The following is a 19,245-nucleotide window of genomic DNA, read 5'->3' on the forward strand; positions in this document are numbered from 1 at the left end:
CAAGAATCAGGACGCAAGTCCCAGTGCGCGTTTGACAGGCCCAAAGCTGCGACGATGATGTTCAGTCGCGCCATATTCAGCCAGTTTTTCCAGATGAAAAGCGGTTGGATACCCTTTGTGTTGGGCAAAACCATATTGCGGGAAAACAATATCCAGCGCCGCCATTTCGGCGTCGCGCGTCACTTTCGCCAGGATAGACGCAGCACTGATTTCCGGTACGCGGCTATCGCCTTTCACCACTGCCATCGACGGCATCGGTAATTTCGGGCAGCGGTTACCATCAATCAACACATATTCCGGCGCAATATGCAGCCCAGCGACGGCACGCTGCATCGCCAGCATGGTCGCGTGTAAAATATTCAGTTCGTCGATTTCATGAGGTTCCGCACGGCCCAGGCTCCAGCTTAACGCTTTCTCTTTGATCTCTTCACAGAGCGCAAGACGACGTTTTTCACTTAGCTTTTTGGAATCATTCAACCCGACAATCGGGCGCGCCGGATCGAGGATCACGGCAGCGGTAACGACCGCGCCAACCAACGGCCCGCGCCCAACTTCATCCACACCTGCAACCAGATTCGTGTGCGGATAGACAAATTCGATCATTGTGCTAACTCCAGAACGGCTTGTGCCGCCTGCTCATCGGCATTGCAGCGGATCTGCTGATGCAGTTCGCGGAAGGTGTCGTGCATCGCGTGGCTGGTTTTCCCGTTCGCCAACAGCGGTAACAGCGACTCAGCCAGTTTTTGCGGCTCACACTCTTCCTGCAATAATTCTTTAACTAACTCTCTGCCCGCCAGCAGGTTTGGCAGCGAGACATAATCGGTTTTCACCAGCCGCTTCGCCAGCCAGAAGGTGAAAGGCTTCATGCGATACCCCACCACCATCGGGCATTTCGCCAGCATGCACTCCAGTGCAGCCGTACCCGACGCCAATAGCGCCGCATCGCTGGCGACCATCGCCTCACGGCCCATTCCATCCAGCATATGAACCGAAAGGTCTGGCGCGACTTCAGCTTTGATGCGTTCAAACTGCTCACGGCGTTTGGCATTTACCAGCGGCACCACGATCTCCAGATCAGGGTACGTCTGGCGCAAAAGCTGGGCAGTTTTCAGGAAATCGGCGCTAAGCATCTCCACTTCCGCGCCACGGCTTCCCGGCAACAATGCCAGACAGTGGGCATCGTGAGGGATCCCCAGCACATCACGCGCGGCGTTTTTATCTGGATCTAACGGCATGGCATCAGCCATGGTGTGACCGATAAAACGGCACGGCACGTTATATTTGTCATAAAACGCTTTTTCGAAAGGCAGAAATGCGAGCACCAGATCGGTGGCTCTGCCTATTTTGAAAACGCGTTTCTGTCGCCACGCCCAGACGGACGGACTGACATAATGAATGGTTTTGATACCCTGCTTTTTAAGGTTACCTTCAAGGGTAATATTGAAGTCAGGCGCATCAATACCGACAAAAACATCTGGCTTCAGTTCGCCAAAACGCTTTGTCAGATCGGCACGAATATGCAGTAAGCGACGCAGACGCCCGAGCACTTCAACAATGCCCATCACCGCCAGCTCTTCCATTTCGTACCAGGCTTCGCAGCCTTCGGCTTGCATTCGTGGCCCGGCAACGCCAACAAAGCGGGCATTGGGCACACGTTCTTTCAGAGCACGGATTAAACCGGCCCCCAGGATATCGCCGGAGGTTTCTCCGGCGACCAGGGCAATCGTTAATGGACGCTGTTCAGTCATTAACGAATCAGACCGCGCGTTGAGCGTGCAAAGAAATCGGTAAAGGCTTTTACTTCCGGATACGTTTCCGCAAGTTCGGCAATTTCCGGTTTCACTTCATCGAGCGTTTTACCGCTGCGATAAATCAGCTTATACGCATTGCGGATAGCGGTAATCGCCTCGCGGCTGAATCCGCGGCGCTTCAGCCCTTCGATATTGACACCGAACGGCGTTGCGTGGTTACCCTGCGCAATGACATAAGGAGGGACGTCCTGCGCCACACCGGAGCAACCGCCAACCATCACATGCGCACCAATGATGCAGAACTGATGGACTGCGGTCATGCCGCCGATGATCGCGAAGTCGTCTACCGATACGTGCCCCGCCAGCGTTGCGTTGTTGGCGAGAATGCAGCGGTTACCTACCGTACAATCGTGCGCAATGTGCGCGTTGATCATCAGTAAGTTGTCGCTGCCCACCTTCGTCAATCCACCGCCCTGGACTGTGCCACGATGAATGGTGACGCTTTCGCGAATGCGGTTACGATCGCCGATTTCCACGCGGGTCGGTTCGCCAGCATATTTCAGATCCTGGTTAACTTCACCGATGGAGGCGAACTGATAAATCTCATTGTCGCGGCCAATTTTAGTATGACCATTCACGACAACGTGAGATTTCAGTACGGTACCCTCACCAATTTCGACATGGGGTCCAACGATACAAAAAGGACCAATGTGGGCGTTGGCGCCAATCGACGCGCCCTCTTCCACAATGGCGGTTGGATGCACAAAGGCGGATTTATCAATCACGTATCAGGCCTCCCGGCTACGAGCACACATCATCGTTGCTTCGCAAACTACTTTACCGTCGACCAGAGCAACCCCTTTAAAACGGGTCAGGCCGCGGCGCGTTTTTTCGAAAGTGACTTCCATGATCATTTGATCGCCTGGCACGACCGGGCGCTTGAAGCGCGCTTCGTCAATACCGGCGAAGTAGTACAGCTCACCCGGTTCCAGTTTTCCTACGCTTTTAAACGCCAGAATACCTGTTGCCTGTGCCATTGCTTCCAGAATCAGCACACCCGGGAAAATCGGTTTTCCAGGGAAATGGCCCTGGAAGAATGGCTCATTGACAGAGACATTTTTTACTGCGCGCAGAAAACGACCTTCTTCAAAATCCAGCACGCGATCCACCAGTAAGAACGGGAAACGGTGCGGCAGAAGTTCTAAAATCTCTTCAATCTGCAGAGTATGAGTGTTAGTAGTCAAGATACTCTTCCTGTCAAAATATAAGAAACGACAATAATAACACGGCCTGCCGCAATCGTAAGAATGAGACAGGCCGTAAAGTTTGGCGAACAAAAGATGGAACGTTAGTCTTGTTGATTAACCTTGCGCTCAAGCGACTTCAGACGCTTGCTCATGTCATCAATGTTCATCACCAGTGCAGCGGTTTTGCGCCAGACTTTGTTGGGTTGCAGCGGAATGCCTGAGGAATAGACGCCTGGTTCAGTGATGGGACGCATCACCATACCCATGCCCGTAACCGTCACTTTATCGCATATTTCCATATGCCCGTTGATTACGCTGGCACCGCCGATCATGCAGTAACGACCAATTTTCAGGCTGCCCGCCATAATGACGCCACCGGCAACCGCCGTATTGTCGCCAATCACGACGTTATGTGCAATCTGGCACTGGTTATCAATGATCACGCCATTGCCAATAACGGTGTCGTCCAGCGCACCGCGATCGATGGTGGTACATGCGCCGATCTCCACGCGATCGCCAATAATTACGCGACCAATCTGCGGGATCTTCACCCAATTACCACGATCGTTGGCATAGCCAAAGCCGTCTGCGCCTACCACAGTTCCGGATTGGATCAGGCAATTCTGACCAATCTGGATCTCATGGTAAATCGTCACGTTCGCCCAAAGACGCGAACCTGCACCGATTTTGCTGTTTTTACCAACGAAGCAACCGGCGCCGATAACCACGTTATCGCCCAGTTCAACGCCGGACTCAATCACCGCGTTAGCGCCAATTGATACGTTGTTACCCAGCTTCGCCGTCGCGTCGATCACTGCACTCGGTGCAATGTTTTGAGCAGGCTGTGGCGTGGTATCTAAAATTTGCGCCATGCGCGCGTAAGTCAGGTAGGGATTCTTCACTACCAGCGCGGCACTTTTCGCGAAAGGGAGATCGTCCTGAGTCATGACAACCGCGGACGCCTGGCACAAGCCTAAATGTTCACGGTATTTAGGGTTAACCATGAACGTGATGTGACCTGTTTGTGCAGATTGCATGGACGCAACGCCGGTGATGACGATATCGCCATCACCGTGTAGTTCTGCATCCAACTGCTGCGCTAAATCAGCCAGTCGAATTGAAGGCATTACTTATTTAACCTGTTTCAGTACGTCAGCAGTGATGTCTTTTACATCGCTGCTGTTGTAAGCAACGGCGTTTGCGTCAACAACCAGATCGATGCTCTGGCTGCTGGCAACGGATTTCACAGCAGTCTGGATACGAGTAACCAGTTTACCGCGTTCTTCGTTGGAACGACGTGCGCGATCTTGCTCAAAAGCCTGCGCTTTCTGAGCAAAAGTCTGGCGCTGAGCCATCACGTCTTTTTCCAGCTTAGTGCGATCGCTGCCGGCTTTCATGGACTGCAGCTTTTTCATTTTAGCTTGCAGATCAGTTTCCATACGCTGCAGTTCGCTGGCACGGCCTTTGAACTCATTTTCCAGCGTGTTAGAAACACCGGTTTTCTGTGCTACCTGCTGAAACAGGCTGCCCATATTGACGATTGCAATTTTGTCAGCCGCCTGAGCAGAAGTTGCCAGTGCTAAACCGAGACCTGCCGCTAATAACCACTTTTTCACAATAAACTCCTTACCATCCCATTTGCACCGGAAGGTGCAGTTCTTTGCGTGGCCCGGCGATCTTATCGAGATCGCCTAAAGTCATCGCTACACTACCACTACATTCCTTTGTGGAGAACACTTACCAGGTTTTACCAATGTTAAACTGGAACTGTTCAGCCTTGTCTCCATCGTACTTTTTGAACGGCTGGGCGTAGGAGAACACCAACGGCCCCAATGGGGACATCCATTGTAATGCGATACCCGCAGACATACGGATATTGCTTGGATCACTATAGTCCGGATATCCAGAGTACTGACTTGAATCCCAGTTAGTATCCCAAACGGTACCCATATCCCAGAAGAAGGAGGTACGGACCGAGTTGGCATACTTGTCGCTAATGAACGGCGTCGGAGTGATGAGTTCCAGGCTGGCAACCGCCATAGCGTTCCCCCCAATTGCATCATCCGATTTACACAGGTCGGTTGCACCGTCCTGAGTTGCACATTCATAATCGTAGTCCGGATCATAATCACTGGCCTGATGCGGGAAGTAAACCGCTTTCGGACCGATGGTATTGGACTGGAAGCCACGCACGGTGCTGGAACCACCGGCATAGAAGTTTTCATAGAACGGCATTTCTTTGCCGCCTAAACCATCACCGTAGCCCCAACGAGTACGACCCAGAACAACCCATTTGTGATCGTCGTCGATCGGCACATAGGTCGCCGTGTCCAACGTCACTTTATAGTATTCGTTATCCGATCCCGGAATGGTCACTTTACCGGTCAGGTTGACACGGGAACCATCCGTCGGGAAATAACCACGGTCGAGCTTGTTATAGGTCCAACCATAGTTAAACGTGAAGTCGTCCGTTTTGAAGCTGTTATCCTGATCAGAGGTGTTTGGATGTTCACCCATAGAGTAGAGATAACGCCACATCGCAACCTGCGGCTGCATGTTGGACAGGGAGTTATGGACATAACCCAGACCTGCACGCAGCGAGTTATATTCGTTGATCGGGAAGCCCAATGTTACGTCTGTACCATAACTCTTGTTGGTATAGTCGGACAGGTCAGCGTCATCTGCCTGGAAGTCATTATAGAAGACACGACCGCCGAGGCTTACACCATCTACAGTGAAGTACGGGTTGGTTACCGACAATTCAGCATAGGTCTGGTAATCGTTTTTGGTCCCGTTGATACCAACAGCATAACCGGTACCTAACCAGTTATCCTGCTGCACGCCAGCCTGGAAGCTCACACCACTTTCAGTACCGTAACCAATACCAAAGTTGAAGCTACCGGTGTTGCGCTCTTTTACCTTGTAGACCACGTCAACCTGGTCCGGGCTACCCGGAACACGTTGGGTATCGGTATCAACCGTTTCAAAGAAGCCCAGACGATTCAGACGTTCTTTACCCTGATCGACCAGGTCGCTGCCTAACCAGGCACCTTCCATCTGGCGCATTTCTCGGCGCAGGACGGCATCTTTCGAGGTGTCGTTACCTTCAAAACGGATCTTACGTACGTAGAAACGGTTACCCGCATCAACGTTCACACGTAATTTAACGGTTTTGTCGGCGTCGTTGATTTCAGGCATCGACTGCACGCGCGGATAGGCATAACCGTAGCGACCGAGAAGTTTTTTAATGTCATCTTCCATTTTGGTCACTTTGGTGCCGTTATACAGCTCACCCGGCTCGATCTTAGTCAACTGTTCGATTTCCGCAGAGTGCCCGGCAAGGTTACCGCTCACTTCAACGCCAGAGAGTTTGTACTGATCGCCTTCGGTGATGTTTACCGTGACGTAGATACCTTTTTTATCTGGAGTCAGACTGACCTGGGTAGAGTCGATGTTGAAACGGGCATAACCGCGATCCAGATAGTAGCTGCGCAGGGTTTCAAGGTCGCCCGCCAGTTTCTGTTTCTGATATTTACGATCGCCTACCACGTTCCACCACGGCACTTCATCACGCAGCTGGAAATGAGAGATCAGTTCGTCGGTGGTGAAAGCATGATTACCAACAATGTTGATTTGCTGGATTTCAGCTGACACACCTTCCTGGAACACCAGTTTTAGGTCAACACGGTTACGCGGCAGTGGGGTCACGACAGCTTTTACGCTGGCGCTGTATTTACCGACGCTGTAGTAGAAGTCTTCCAGACCTTTCTCGATATCGGCAATGGTGGTGCGATCGAGGGATTCCCCCACTCGCACGCCAGAAGCCTCGAGGTTTTGCTTCAGCATGTCATCTTTCACCGATTTGTTACCGGAGAAAGTGATGCTGGCAATGGTCGGACGTTCTTTTACCTGAACCAGAAGGGTATCACCATCACGAAGGACGCGAACATCCTCAAAGTTGCCGGTAGCAAACAGAGCGCGAATGGTATTACTGATATCTTCATCATTAACCGTGTCGCCTGTGCGCACCGGCATACTGAGGAGGGCCGCACCAACGGCGACACGCTGAAGGCCTTCGAAATGAATGTCTTTCACTACGAACCCTTCAGCACCGTATACGGTGGCGCTGCTAAACAGCAGCGACGCTATGAGCAACTTTTTCATCGCCATCGTTATTATGCGTTCTTCCTAACTAACTCTCATAACCGAGAGAAATCATTGAAAAGTGCAAGCCCCATTAACAGCACCAGCAGAATCGAGCCAATGCGATAACAAAAGTCTTGAACCCGCTCGGATACCGGTCCGCCCTTGATCTTTTCGATCGCAAGGAACAGCAGATGCCCCCCGTCAAGTACGGGCAACGGAAACAGGTTAATTATCCCTAAGTTCACGCTAATAAGCGCAAGGAACGGCAGGTAATAAACAACCCCGAGTTCCGCTGTCATCCCAGCCCCCTTGGCGATAGAGATCGGCCCACTGAGGTTGTTCAGTTTCACATCACCGGTGATCAATTTTCCCAGCATACTGACCGTCAGCTTCATCAATTGCCACGTTTTGTCCGTGGCTTCAACGATGGCGTTGAACGGTCCATACTGGCGTACAACTTTATACTCATCTGGCAAAGGAATGACTTTCGGCTCAATGCCGGCAAAACCAATCGCTTTACCCTTACCCGGTTTGCTCTCCGGGATTAATGTCAAAGACAAGGGACTCCCCTGCCTTTCGATATCTAACGCTAACGGTTTATCCGGGTTATCCCGGACAAGCATCACAAACGTCAGCCATTGCGTTAATGGCTGACCATCGACTTTAACGATCCTGTCGCCTGCTTGCAAACCCGCCTTACTTGCCGCTGAGTTTGGTGACACATTTTCCAGTACAGGTTCAATTTGCGGACCACGAGGGCGAATCCCCAAAGAAGATACCGGATCTTCCTTATCAGGCTCAAACGCCCAGTTTCGCAAATCAAGCTTTACATCTCGTCGTTGATCGCTGCCAAAAGGTGCCACCGTAAGGGTGGTGCTTTCGTCGCCGATTTTGTCAACCAGTTGTAAGCGCACGGCATCCCAATCAGGCGTTTCGATACCATCTACAGCTTTTAGTTCCGTGCCAGGTACAATTTGTGCTTGTGCGGCAATCGAGTTGGCTGATATTTCACCAACAACCGGGCGAACGCCGGGAACACCAATGATAAAAACCAGCCAGTAAGCAAAGATAGCAAAAATGAAGTTTGCAACCGGACCTGCGGCGATTATCGCTGCACGCTGGCCAACAGTTTTATTGTTGAAGGCATGGTGGCGAAGCTCCGGAACAACCGGTTCTGCGCGCTCATCCAGCATTTTGACATAACCGCCCAGGGGGATCAGGGCGATGACATATTCGGTGCCGAGTTTGTCAGTGCGGCGCCAGAGCGCCTTACCAAAACCTATCGAGAAACGCTCAACGCGAACACCACAGCGCCGGGCAACCCAGAAATGACCAAATTCATGCACGGTGATAAGCACACCCAGTGCAACGATGAACGAAGCCAAATCCCAGAGAAAACTCAGCATAATACCTTCCGTTAAAGCGTCCTGAATACCAGCAACAACAGGCAAGCAAAGACCGGCACCGCAGCCGTCAGGCTATCAATACGATCTAAAATACCACCGTGTCCTGGAATTAAATGACCGCTGTCCTTAATTCCTGCTTCGCGCTTAAACATGCTCTCAGTTAAGTCGCCGAGCACAGAGGCTAGAGCTGCGACAATAGAGCAAATGAGTAAGGTGACGGGGGCGACGTCGAGATTCGCCCACATACCGTAACCCCATGAGATTACTGCTGCGGTCGCGAGTCCGCCAATAAAACCTTGCCAGGTTTTACCCGGAGAAACCTTCGGCGCCAGCTTATGTTTGCCAAATAATTTGCCAAACATATATGCCCCTGAGTCAGCTCCCCAGACCAGGATCATGACATAGAGCAGCCATATCGCGCCACTGTAATGATTCTCGTCATAGTGCCAGGCACGTAACGTCAGCATGCCCCAAAAGAAAGGAACAATAGTTAATACACCGAAAATAATGCGTAACGTTTTAGAGTTGCGCCAGATTGCCGCCGAACCGGGGTAAAATAGCACCAATAATAACGCAACACCCCACCAACCAAGCGAAGCCCAAAGTGACACTTCAACCAGTGGTTGATGAATATTCCGATGATATTCCGGCAATAGAAAAAGCATCAGCGCCAGCAATAACCCGCACAGCACCGCCAGCCATACCCGCTGCGAGCGAGTGGTAAAACCGCTAAGCTGTCCCCATTCCCACGCCGCCAGCATACAAACTACCAGCGTAACAATGGCGAACCCCACCGGCGGCAACAAAAACAGCGCCGCGATGACTACGGGTATTAAAACAAAAGCAGATATCAGGCGATACTTCAGCAAAAGCGACCCCCATCAGGCTGTTTCATCACCGGGCTCGGTGCCGCCGAAACGACGCTCACGATTAGCAAAGGCATTTAACGCCCCTTCAAAGTCTTGTTCATCGAAATCGGGCCAAAGAACATCTGTAAAGTAAAGTTCGGCATAGGCAATTTGCCAAAGCAAAAAGTTACTAATGCGATGCTCCCCCCCAGTCCTAATTACTAAATCTACAGGGGCCAGTTCATGCATACAGACATGCTGGTTAAGCATCTCTTCATCTATCTGATCCGGTTGCAGGTTTCCTTGCTGCACCTTTTCAGCCAGTTGCCTGACTCCCTGGGCAATATCCCAACGTCCACCGTAGTTCGCCGCAATATTTAGCGTCAGACCGGTATTCCCGGCAGTTAACGCTTCAGATTTACGAATACGTTCTTGCAAACGCGAGTTAAAGCGACTGGTATCGCCAATAATACGCAGACGCACGTTATGTCGGTGCAGGCTTTTTACTTCGCTATCAAGCGCCCACACAAACAGTTCCATTAACGCACTGACTTCCTGCGCTGGTCGGTTCCAGTTTTCACTACTAAAGGCATACAGCGTTAACGCCTCAATACCGTTGTTGGCCGCAAAAGAGACAGCCCGGCGGACGGATTTTGCCCCGGCTTTATGCCCAAAGGCACGAATCTTCCCTTGCTTTTTTGCCCAGCGACCATTGCCGTCCATAATGATCGCAACATGGCGACAGCCATGCGCTGGCAATTTTTCGCTAAGTGGTTGAGTAGCAGACAACATCACGCGTTTTTTATTCCCTGATAGGGTTTACGGTACTCAGGAATACTGAAGCCTATACAAAAAAAAGCCGTGTAAAACCACGGCATATCTGACCTTACAAAGCCAACTACTGACGATCAGATGGCGCAGACTATATCACTGAAGCCCTACGCTAACAAATAGCACGACTCTCTGTAGCCGGATTATCCTCAGCTTGCGAGACGCATCACCTCTTTTCTGGCGACCTCACGCGCATCGGCATCAACAGACAACACATCGTCCACACATTGTGGTTCGCGCATATCCATTTTTTCCAGCACGGATAAATTCAACGCGGCGATATCCGTAAAGCGGATTTGTTGCGCAAGAAAGGCTGCAACAGTGATTTCGTTTGCGGCATTCAACGCGGTCGTCGCTGCCTGGCCCTGTTCGAACGCCTTCATCGCCAGTTTCAGGCATGGATAACGCTCATAATCCGGTGCGGCAAATGTCAACGCACTTAATTTGCAAAAATCGAGCGGCTTCACGCCAGAGTTCACGCGATTCGGCCATGCCATGGTGTGGGCAATTGGCGTACGCATGTCGGGTTCGCCCAGTTGTGCCAGAACGCTGCCGTCCTGATAACGCACCATCGAGTGAATCACTGACTGCGGGTGAATCAGCACTTCCATCTGGCTGGCGCTGGCGTTAAACAGCCAACGCGCTTCAATGTATTCCAGACCTTTGTTCATCATGGTAGCCGAATCGACAGAAATTTTACGTCCCATCGACCAGTTCGGATGACGGCAAGCTTGATCGGGCGTCATTGTTGCCAAATCGCGCAATGGCGTCTCACGGAAAGGGCCACCAGACCCGGTAAGTAAAATGGACACCACGCCATTTTGCTCAAGGTCAGCGTATCCCAGATTATGCTGGATAGGTTGCGGTAAACTCTGAAAAATAGCGTTGTGTTCGCTATCGACCGGTAATAACTGTGCTTTACTCTGCTTTACTGCGTCCATAAACAGACGTCCGCAGGTGACCAGTGATTCTTTGTTTGCCAGCAGGATGGTTTTACCAGCGCGGATCGCTGCAAGGGTAGGTAACAGGCCAGCAGCGCCCACAATCGCCGCCATCACCTGATCAACATCTTCAAGCGCCGCCATATCGCAGGCAGCTTGTTGCCCACTTAAGACTTCGGTGCGGCTACCCTGTTGCTGTAGCATCGTTTTAAGAAGTTTCGCACTCGCTTCATCGTCCATAACAGCATAGCGGGGAGAGAACTCCAGGCACTGTTCTACCATGCGAGTGACATTTTTGCCTGCCACCAGCGCAACTACGCGGAAGTGTTCGGGATTATGGCGCACCACGTCCAGCGTGCTGCAACCAATCGAGCCGGTCGAGCCCAGAATGGTGAGTTGCTTCATGAAACATCCAGAGTTGAGACAGAATAAAAAGCAAAACGCCGCCAGCCGATCCGCAAGGATCTACTGAGCGGCGTTTTTGTCGTTCAAGAAATCAGAACTGCATCAGTTCTGCTTCTTTGTCTGCCAGCGCCGCTTCAATTTTCTTGATTGCAGCATCAGTCAGTTTCTGTACATCGTCCTGAGAACGGCGATCGTCGTCTTCGCTGATCTCTTTTTCTTTCAACAGTGCTTTCACTTTGTCGTTCGCATCACGACGCACGTTACGTACTGCAACACGCGCCTGTTCAGCTTCACCACGAACGATTTTGGTCAGATCTTTACGACGCTCTTCCGTCAGCGGCGGCAGCGGAACACGAATGTCGCTACCCGCAGAGTTCGGGTTCAGGCCGAGATCGGACGCCATAATCGCTTTTTCAACGGCCGGAGACATTGAACGGTCAAACACGTTGATTTTCAGAGTACGGGAATCTTCTACCGTTACGCTTGCCAGCTGACGCAGCGGCGTTGGCGTGCCGTAATATTCCACGACAATGCCATCCAGCAGGCTGGGAGAAGCACGACCCGTGCGTATTTTGCTGATTTGGGTTTTGAACGCTTCAACGCATTTGTCCATGCGTACTTCAGCATCTTTTCTGATATCGCTAATCACGTTACGAATCCTTGAAAACTTGTCTCAGTCAGACCAGACAGTCACACACAGTGGAAGTGTGCTAAGTATAGCCCTGATTAAACATATTACGGGTAATCGTCTGGATTATTAGGCTATTTTATTTGCCATTTTGGCCCCGGGCAGTGCTCGCCATCCTCACGTACTTATGTACGCTCCGGTTGCTGCGAGCTGGCCGTGACCAAACTGCCTGCAACAATAACGCCTTATAATCAGACTTACGCCCCCGCGATACTTATGCGGAATCTTACCCTTATTTATCCATCACGGGAATTATTCCGTGATTAATGTTCCTTCTTTTTCACCCATTACCACACGGCGCAGTGCACCCGGTTTGTTCATGTTGAAAACACGAATCGGTAATTTGTGGTCACGAGCCAGCGTAAAGGCCGCCAGGTCCATGACTTTCAGCTCTTTTTCCAGCACTTCGCTGTAAGTCAGCTGCTCATACATAGTTGCAGTTGGATCTTTCGCTGGATCAGCGGTAAACACACCATCAACTTTGGTCGCTTTCAGCACCACATCGGCTTCAATTTCGATACCACGCAGGCAAGCTGCGGAGTCAGTGGTGAAGAATGGATTACCCGTACCGGCGGAGAGGATCACCACACGGTTGTTACGCAACAGGCTGATTGCTTCTGCCCAGCTGTAACTGTCGCACACGCCATTCAACGGAATAGCGGACATCAGACGAGCGTTCACATAGGCGCGGTGCAGTGCATCACGCATTGCCAGACCGTTCATTACGGTAGCCAGCATCCCCATGTGGTCGCCCACAACGCGGTTCATACCCGCTTTCGCCAGACCAGCGCCACGGAACAGGTTACCCCCACCAATCACCACACCAACCTGAATACCCAGTTCAACCAGCTCTTTGATTTCCTGAGCCATGCGATCCAGTATGCTTGCATCAATACCGAAGCCTTCCGTGCCCTGCAGAGCTTCGCCACTCAACTTAAGCAGAATGCGTTTATAGACGGGTTTTGCATTGGTAGCCATGTTTCTTTCCTGAGACTGTCAACGATTGAAATGAATTAATACTAGCGACATTGTACGTCGCTTTTCAGCGCAGCCCCATAAGGGTTAGCTGAATTTACAAGATGGGCGCAAAAAGAAGCCGCCCTCAGGCGGCTCCTTTTCGATAATTAAGACTGCTTGGACATCGCAGCAACTTCTGCTGCAAAGTCAGTCTCAACTTTCTCGATGCCTTCACCTACTTCGAAGCGGATGAAGCCAGTCACTTCAGCGTTATGCTCTTTCAGCAGCTGACCAACAGTTTTTGCCGGTTCCATAACGAACGGCTGACCGGTCAGAGAAACTTCGCCGGTGAATTTCTTCATGCGGCCTTCAACCATTTTCTCTGCGATTTCTTTCGGTTTACCAGACTGCATCGCGATGTCCAGCTGTACCTGGTATTCTTTCTCTACCACTTCAGCGGATACGTCTTCTGGTTTGATGAATTCTGGTTTGCTTGCAGCAACGTGCATAGCGATGTGTTTAACCAGCTCTTCGTCAGCGCCTTTAGCAGCAACCAGAACGCCGATACGCGCACCGTGCTGATAAGAACCCAGAACGTCGCCTTCCAGTGCAGCAACGCGGCGAATGTTGATGTTTTCACCAATTTTCGCTACCAGCGCAACACGTTCTTCTTCGAACTGTGCTTTCAGAACTTCAACGTCAGTGATTTTGCCAGCTACAGCTGCGTCCAGAACTTTGTCTGCGAACGCCTGGAAACCAGCGTCTTTCGCTACGAAGTCAGTCTGGCAGTTAACTTCCAGAATGATGCCGTAGTTGCCGTCGATTTTGGTTTTGATCACGCCGTCAGCAGCAACGTTGCCTGCTTTTTTCGCTGCTTTAATAGCACCGGACTTACGCATGTTTTCGATTGCCAGCTCGATGTCGCCGTTAGCTTCAGTCAGTGCTTTTTTGCAATCCATCATGCCTGCGCCAGTACGCTCACGCAGCTCTTTTACCAGGGATGCGGTAATTTCAGCCATTCTAAAATCCTCGGAGATGTGATCTGCCCGGCGTTAAACCGCACAGATATAAAAGTGAAAAAGGGGGCCATATGCAGGCCCCCTAACCAAACGTGTACTACCTGGTCTATAAGGGCTCTCCCCCCTTCATATTTCGCGCCGCAGATGCGTTATCTTCGCTCGCTCATCCCGGTCACTTACTGATGTAAGCTCCCGGGAATTCTCGAGCTTGCCGCCTTTCTGCAACTCGAACTATTTTGGGGGAGTTATCAAGCCTTATTACTCAGCTTCTACGAAGCTTTCTTCCGCCTGGGAAGCCAGATCCTGAGAACGGCCTTCACGTACGGTTGCAGCAACAGCGCCCAGGTACAGGGTCACAGCACGGATTGCGTCGTCGTTACCCGGGATAACGAAGTCAACACCGTCCGGATCAGAGTTGGTATCAACGATAGCAAATACCGGAATACCCAGGTTGTTTGCTTCTTTGATAGCAATGTGTTCGTGGTCAGCATCGATTACAAACAGAGCGTCCGGCAGACCGCCCATGTCTTTGATACCGCCCAGGCTGTTTTCCAGTTTCTCCAGCTCACGAGTGCGCATCAGCGCTTCTTTCTTGGTCAGCTTTTCGAAAGTACCGTCCTGAGACTGAGTTTCCAGGTCTTTCAGACGTTTGATGGACTGACGAACGGTTTTCCAGTTAGTCAGCATACCGCCCAGCCAGCGATGGTTCACGAAGAACTGGTCGCAGCTCAGAGCAGCGTCTTTCACCGCTTCGCTTGCAGCGCGTTTAGTACCAACGAAAAGGATTTTACCTTTGCGAGAAGCAATCTTGTTCAGTTCAGCCAGAGCTTCGTTGAACATCGGTACAGTTTTCTCAAGGTTGATGATGTGAACTTTGTTACGCGCACCGAAGATGAACGGCTTCATTTTCGGGTTCCAGTAACGGGTCTGGTGACCGAAGTGAACACCAGCCTTGAGCATGTCGCGCATGGAAACAGTTGCCATGATTAAAACCTCTATATAAAAGTTGGGGTTATGCCTCCACGTATCCCATATTACCGACCCCAAAGGGCACCCCGGAATATGTGCCGATACGTGTGTGTTGTTACACAAAGTGAGATTGTCGCTTCCGTCCAGTCTGTGTATACGAAATGGATCGGAAGTCCGGCGCGCTTTATACCACAAATACGTCGCGGACACCAATAATTGTTGGCGCTGTGTACAGCACCAGACGATGAATTTTCTATTATAGAAAACGTTCAGTGGCACGTTTGGCGAAATTCAGAATGATTCTCAATTTGCCCGGGTGTGATACCATTGACAGCACTTACATATATATTGTCGGTATCACCGACGCTGATGGACAGAATTAATGGCTATCTCAATCAAGACCCCTGAAGATATCGAAAAAATGCGCGTCGCTGGCCGCTTGGCTGCCGAAGTGCTGGAGATGATCGAACCCTATGTTAAACCGGGCGTCAGCACCGGCGAGCTGGATCGCATCTGTAATGATTACATTGTTAATGAACAACACGCGGTTTCTGCCTGCCTCGGCTATCATGGTTATCCGAAATCTGTTTGCATCTCTATTAATGAAGTGGTGTGCCACGGTATTCCGGACGATGCCAAGCTACTGAAAGATGGCGACATCGTTAACATCGATGTCACCGTTATTAAGGATGGTTTCCACGGCGATACCTCGAAAATGTTTATCGTCGGTAAGCCGACCATCATGGGCGAACGCCTGTGCCGCATCACACAAGAGAGCCTGTATCTGGCGCTGCGTATGGTGAAACCAGGCATCAATCTGCGCGAAATCGGTGCAGCGATTCAGAAATTTGTCGAAGCAGAAGGCTTCTCTGTCGTTCGTGAATATTGCGGACACGGTATTGGTCGCGGCTTCCATGAAGAACCGCAAGTACTGCACTATGACTCCCCTGAAACCAACGTCGTGCTGAAACCAGGGATGACATTCACTATCGAGCCAATGGTCAACGCGGGTAAAAAAGAGATCCGCACCATGAAAGATGGCTGGACGGTAAAAACCAAAGATCGCAGCTTGTCTGCGCAATACGAGCATACTATTGTGGTGACTGATAACGGCTGCGAAATTCTGACGTTACGCAAGGATGACACCATCCCGGCGATAATCTCGCACGACGAATAAGAGGAAGACAAACGCAAAAATGCCTGATGCGTCCTACCTTCTCCATTTGCAAGGAGTTGTAGGCTGGATAAGGCGTTCACGCCGCATCCGGCATGAACAAAGCGCACTTTGTCAACAATCTGAAGCCGGCGAATGCCGGCTTTTTTAATGTGATAATGTAATCTTATGGGTGGCGCACGATGAATACCCTTCCAGAACAGTACGCAAACACCGCTCTCCCCACCCTGCCCGGTCAACCGCAAAATCCATGCGCCTGGCCCCGTGATGAATTAACTGTCTGTGGGATAAAAGCCCATATCGATACTTTCCAGCGTTGGCTGGGTGATGCCTTTGATAATGGGATTTCCGCTGAACAATTGATTGAAGCCCGCACCGAGTTTATCGACCAGCTCCTGCAACGGTTATGGATTGATTCAGGATTCAGCCAGATCGCCGATCTGGCGCTGGTTGCCGTCGGTGGTTATGGTCGTGGCGAGCTGCATCCGCTTTCAGACGTCGATTTACTGATCTTAAGCCGTAAAAAACTTCCGGACGATCAGGCGCAAAAAGTGGGCGAGCTGCTAACGCTGCTCTGGGATGTGAAGCTGGAAGTCGGTCATAGCGTGCGCACGCTTGAAGAGTGCATGCTGGAAGGGTTATCAGATTTAACCGTCGCCACCAACCTGATCGAATCCCGCTTGTTAATTGGCGATGTAGCGCTATTTCTCGAACTGCAAAAGCATATTTTCAGCGAAGGATTCTGGCCGTCCGATAAGTTTTACGCGGCGAAAGTTGAAGAACAAAACCAGCGCCACCAGCGTTATCACGGCACCAGCTACAATCTTGAACCAGACATCAAAAGCAGCCCCGGCGGCTTGCGCGATATCCACACTCTGCAATGGGTGGCCCGCCGCCATTTTGGCGCAACATCACTCGATGAAATGGTCGGATTTGGCTTCTTAACGTCTGCGGAACGTGCAGAGCTAAATGAGTGTTTGCATATTCTCTGGCGAATTCGCTTCGCCCTGCATTTGGTGGTCAACCGTTACGATAATCGCCTGTTATTTGATCGCCAGCTTAGCGTTGCCCAGCGTCTGAATTACGGTGGTGAAGGTAACGAGCCAGTCGAACAGATGATGAAGGATTATTTTCGCGTTACGCGCCGCGTTAGCGAACTTAACCATATGCTATTGCAACTGTTCGACGAGGCTATCCTCGCCCTCCCTGCCGACGAAAAACCGCGACCAATAGACGATGAATTTCAGCTACGCGGCACGCTTATCGATCTGCGCGATGAAACGCTGTTTATGCGCCAACCAGAAGCGATATTACGCATGTTCTATACGATGGTGCGCAACAGTGCGATCACCGGCATTTACTCCACCACGCTGCGCCAGTTACGTCATGCCCGTCGCCATCTGCAACAACCGCTGTGCAATATTCCTGAAGCGCGAAAGCTATTTTTGAGCATTCTGCGTCACCCTGGTTCGGTGCGTCGTGGACTGTTACCGATGCATCGCCATAGCGTGCTCGGTGCCTATATGCCGCAATGGTCGCATATCGTCGGGCAGATGCAGTTTGACCTGTTCCACGCCTACACGGTGGATGAACATACTATTCGCGTGATGTTGAAACTGGAGAGTTTTGCCAGTGAAGAAACGCGCCAGCGCCATCCGTTGTGTGTGGATGTCTGGCCGCGATTGCCGTCACCTGAGCTTATCTTTATCGCCGCATTGTTTCACGATATCGCCAAAGGGCGTGGCGGCGACCACTCGATACTCGGCGCACAAGACGTGGTGCATTTTGCCGAGCTCCACGGGCTGAACTCGCGCGAAACACAACTGGTAGCCTGGCTGGTTCGCCAGCACTTGCTGATGTCGGTCACCGCCCAACGCCGCGATATTCAGGATCCGGAAGTCATCAAGCAATTTGCCGAAGAAGTGCAAACGGAAACCCGGCTGCGCTATCTGGTATGCCTGACAGTGGCCGATATTTGCGCCACCAACGAAACACTATGGAATAGCTGGAAGCAAAGCCTGTTGCGCGAACTCTATTTCGCCACCGAAAAACAGCTACGACGCGGGATGCAAAACACGCCGGATATGCGCGAACGAGTCCGCCATCATCAGCTTCAGGCGCTGGCGCTGCTGCGTATGGATAACATCGACGAAGAGGCGCTGCACCAGATTTGGTCGCGCTGTCGCGCTAACTATTTTGTCCGCCATAGCCCAAATCAACTGGCCTGGCATGCGCGCCATTTATTACAGCATGATTTAAGCAAACCGCTGGTATTGCTTAGCCCGCAGGCTACGCGTGGAGGCACCGAGATTTTTATCTGGAGCCCGGACCGCCCCTATCTGTTTGCCGCCGTCTGTGCCGAATTAGACCGCCGCAATTTAAGCGTTCACGACGCACAAATTTTCACTACCCGCGACGGAATGGCAATGGATACCTTCATCGTGCTGGAACCAGATGGCAGCCCGCTGTCCGCAGATCGCCATGAAGTCATTCGTTTTGGACTTGAGCAGGTGCTGACGCAAAGTAGCTGGCAGCCACCACAGCCGCGTCGTCAACCGGCCAAACTACGTCACTTTACTGTTGAAACCGAAGTGACGTTTTTGCCTACCCATACCGACCGAAAATCATTCCTTGAGCTTATCGCTCTCGACCAACCGGGTCTGCTGGCCCGAGTTGGGAAAATTTTTGCCGATCTGGGAATTTCGCTTCATGGCGCTCGAATTACAACCATTGGCGAGCGAGTAGAAGATTTATTCATAATCGCCACCGCTGATCGGCGCGCACTTAATAACGAGTTGCAGCAGGAAGTGCATCAGCGGTTGACAGAGGCCCTCAATCCAAACGATAAAGGGTGATGTGTTTA

At 51.3% G+C, this 19,245-nt stretch carries 17 protein-coding genes; 2 read left to right on the plus strand and 15 right to left on the minus strand.

From position 1 onward, the window contains the following. Positions 1-6: 6 nt before the first annotated feature. From rnhB to rpsB, 15 genes are all read right to left on the minus strand, one after another. Positions 7-603: a ribonuclease HII gene (gene rnhB / locus FEK47_RS12185; protein WP_135404112.1), complete on the minus strand. Its 597-nt coding sequence runs from the start codon at positions 601-603 to the stop codon at positions 7-9. Then, positions 600-1,748 (minus strand): lipid-A-disaccharide synthase, encoded by a 1,149-nt coding sequence (gene lpxB, locus FEK47_RS12190; RefSeq protein WP_130221597.1) that lies wholly within the window; start codon positions 1,746-1,748, stop codon positions 600-602. The genes rnhB and lpxB overlap by 4 nt, the downstream gene beginning before the upstream one ends. Beyond that, positions 1,748-2,536, minus strand: a complete 789-nt coding sequence (lpxA, locus tag FEK47_RS12195; protein ID WP_000565966.1) for an acyl-ACP--UDP-N-acetylglucosamine O-acyltransferase — start codon at positions 2,534-2,536, stop codon at positions 1,748-1,750. Before lpxA ends, lpxB begins: the two co-directional genes overlap by 1 nt. A 3-nt stretch (positions 2,537-2,539) precedes the next feature. After that, positions 2,540-2,995 (minus strand): 3-hydroxyacyl-ACP dehydratase FabZ, encoded by a 456-nt coding sequence (gene fabZ, locus FEK47_RS12200; RefSeq protein WP_000210739.1) that lies wholly within the window; start codon positions 2,993-2,995, stop codon positions 2,540-2,542. Between the two features lie 104 nt (positions 2,996-3,099). Then, positions 3,100-4,125, minus strand: coding sequence for a UDP-3-O-(3-hydroxymyristoyl)glucosamine N-acyltransferase (lpxD, locus tag FEK47_RS12205; RefSeq protein ID WP_064524990.1), 1,026 nt, complete (start codon positions 4,123-4,125; stop codon positions 3,100-3,102). 3 nt (positions 4,126-4,128) lie between these two features. Further along, positions 4,129-4,614, minus strand: coding sequence for a molecular chaperone Skp (gene skp / locus FEK47_RS12210; protein WP_000758958.1), 486 nt, complete (start codon positions 4,612-4,614; stop codon positions 4,129-4,131). Between the two features lie 121 nt (positions 4,615-4,735). Then, positions 4,736-7,168, minus strand: a complete 2,433-nt coding sequence (gene bamA, locus FEK47_RS12215; RefSeq protein WP_130217324.1) for an outer membrane protein assembly factor BamA — start codon at positions 7,166-7,168, stop codon at positions 4,736-4,738. Positions 7,169-7,197: 29 nt separating this feature from the next. Beyond that, entirely contained in the window at positions 7,198-8,550 is a 1,353-nt protein-coding gene (gene rseP, locus FEK47_RS12220; protein WP_130217326.1) for a sigma E protease regulator RseP, read from the minus strand. 11 nt (positions 8,551-8,561) lie between these two features. Further along, positions 8,562-9,419 (minus strand): phosphatidate cytidylyltransferase, encoded by an 858-nt coding sequence (cdsA, locus tag FEK47_RS12225; protein ID WP_130205024.1) that lies wholly within the window; start codon positions 9,417-9,419, stop codon positions 8,562-8,564. A 12-nt stretch (positions 9,420-9,431) separates the two neighbouring features. Next, positions 9,432-10,190 (minus strand): (2E,6E)-farnesyl-diphosphate-specific ditrans,polycis-undecaprenyl-diphosphate synthase, encoded by a 759-nt coding sequence (gene ispU / locus FEK47_RS12230; protein WP_112014149.1) that lies wholly within the window; start codon positions 10,188-10,190, stop codon positions 9,432-9,434. Positions 10,191-10,378: 188 nt separating this feature from the next. After that, entirely contained in the window at positions 10,379-11,575 is a 1,197-nt protein-coding gene (gene ispC, locus FEK47_RS12235; RefSeq protein WP_130217328.1) for a 1-deoxy-D-xylulose-5-phosphate reductoisomerase, read from the minus strand. Positions 11,576-11,666: 91 nt separating this feature from the next. After that, positions 11,667-12,224 carry a ribosome recycling factor gene (gene frr / locus FEK47_RS12240; RefSeq protein WP_000622419.1) on the minus strand — a complete coding sequence of 186 codons (558 nt, stop codon included), beginning with the start codon at positions 12,222-12,224 and terminating at the stop codon, positions 11,667-11,669. A 291-nt stretch (positions 12,225-12,515) separates the two neighbouring features. Next, the gene (gene pyrH / locus FEK47_RS12245) at positions 12,516-13,241 is read right to left on the minus strand and encodes a UMP kinase (protein ID WP_000224573.1); all 726 of its coding nucleotides are present in this window, start codon (positions 13,239-13,241) and stop codon (positions 12,516-12,518) included. A gap of 146 nt (positions 13,242-13,387) precedes the next feature. Then, complete coding sequence (gene tsf / locus FEK47_RS12250) at positions 13,388-14,239, minus strand: translation elongation factor Ts (protein WP_000818112.1); 852 nt, start codon at positions 14,237-14,239, stop codon at positions 13,388-13,390. A 258-nt stretch (positions 14,240-14,497) separates the two neighbouring features. Then, positions 14,498-15,223, minus strand: coding sequence for a 30S ribosomal protein S2 (gene rpsB / locus FEK47_RS12255; RefSeq protein WP_000246884.1), 726 nt, complete (start codon positions 15,221-15,223; stop codon positions 14,498-14,500). Positions 15,224-15,590: 367 nt separating this feature from the next. On the opposite strand from rpsB, the gene map reads away from it, so the two are divergent. Next, the gene (gene map / locus FEK47_RS12260) at positions 15,591-16,385 is read left to right on the plus strand and encodes a type I methionyl aminopeptidase (protein ID WP_001018190.1); all 795 of its coding nucleotides are present in this window, start codon (positions 15,591-15,593) and stop codon (positions 16,383-16,385) included. Between the two features lie 179 nt (positions 16,386-16,564). Next, complete coding sequence (gene glnD / locus FEK47_RS12265) at positions 16,565-19,237, plus strand: bifunctional uridylyltransferase/uridylyl-removing protein GlnD (RefSeq protein ID WP_138183197.1); 2,673 nt, start codon at positions 16,565-16,567, stop codon at positions 19,235-19,237. Positions 19,238-19,245 lie beyond the last annotated feature (8 nt).

Source organism: Escherichia sp. E3659 (assembly GCF_005781135.1).
In the GTDB taxonomy this organism is placed as follows: domain Bacteria; phylum Pseudomonadota; class Gammaproteobacteria; order Enterobacterales; family Enterobacteriaceae; genus Escherichia.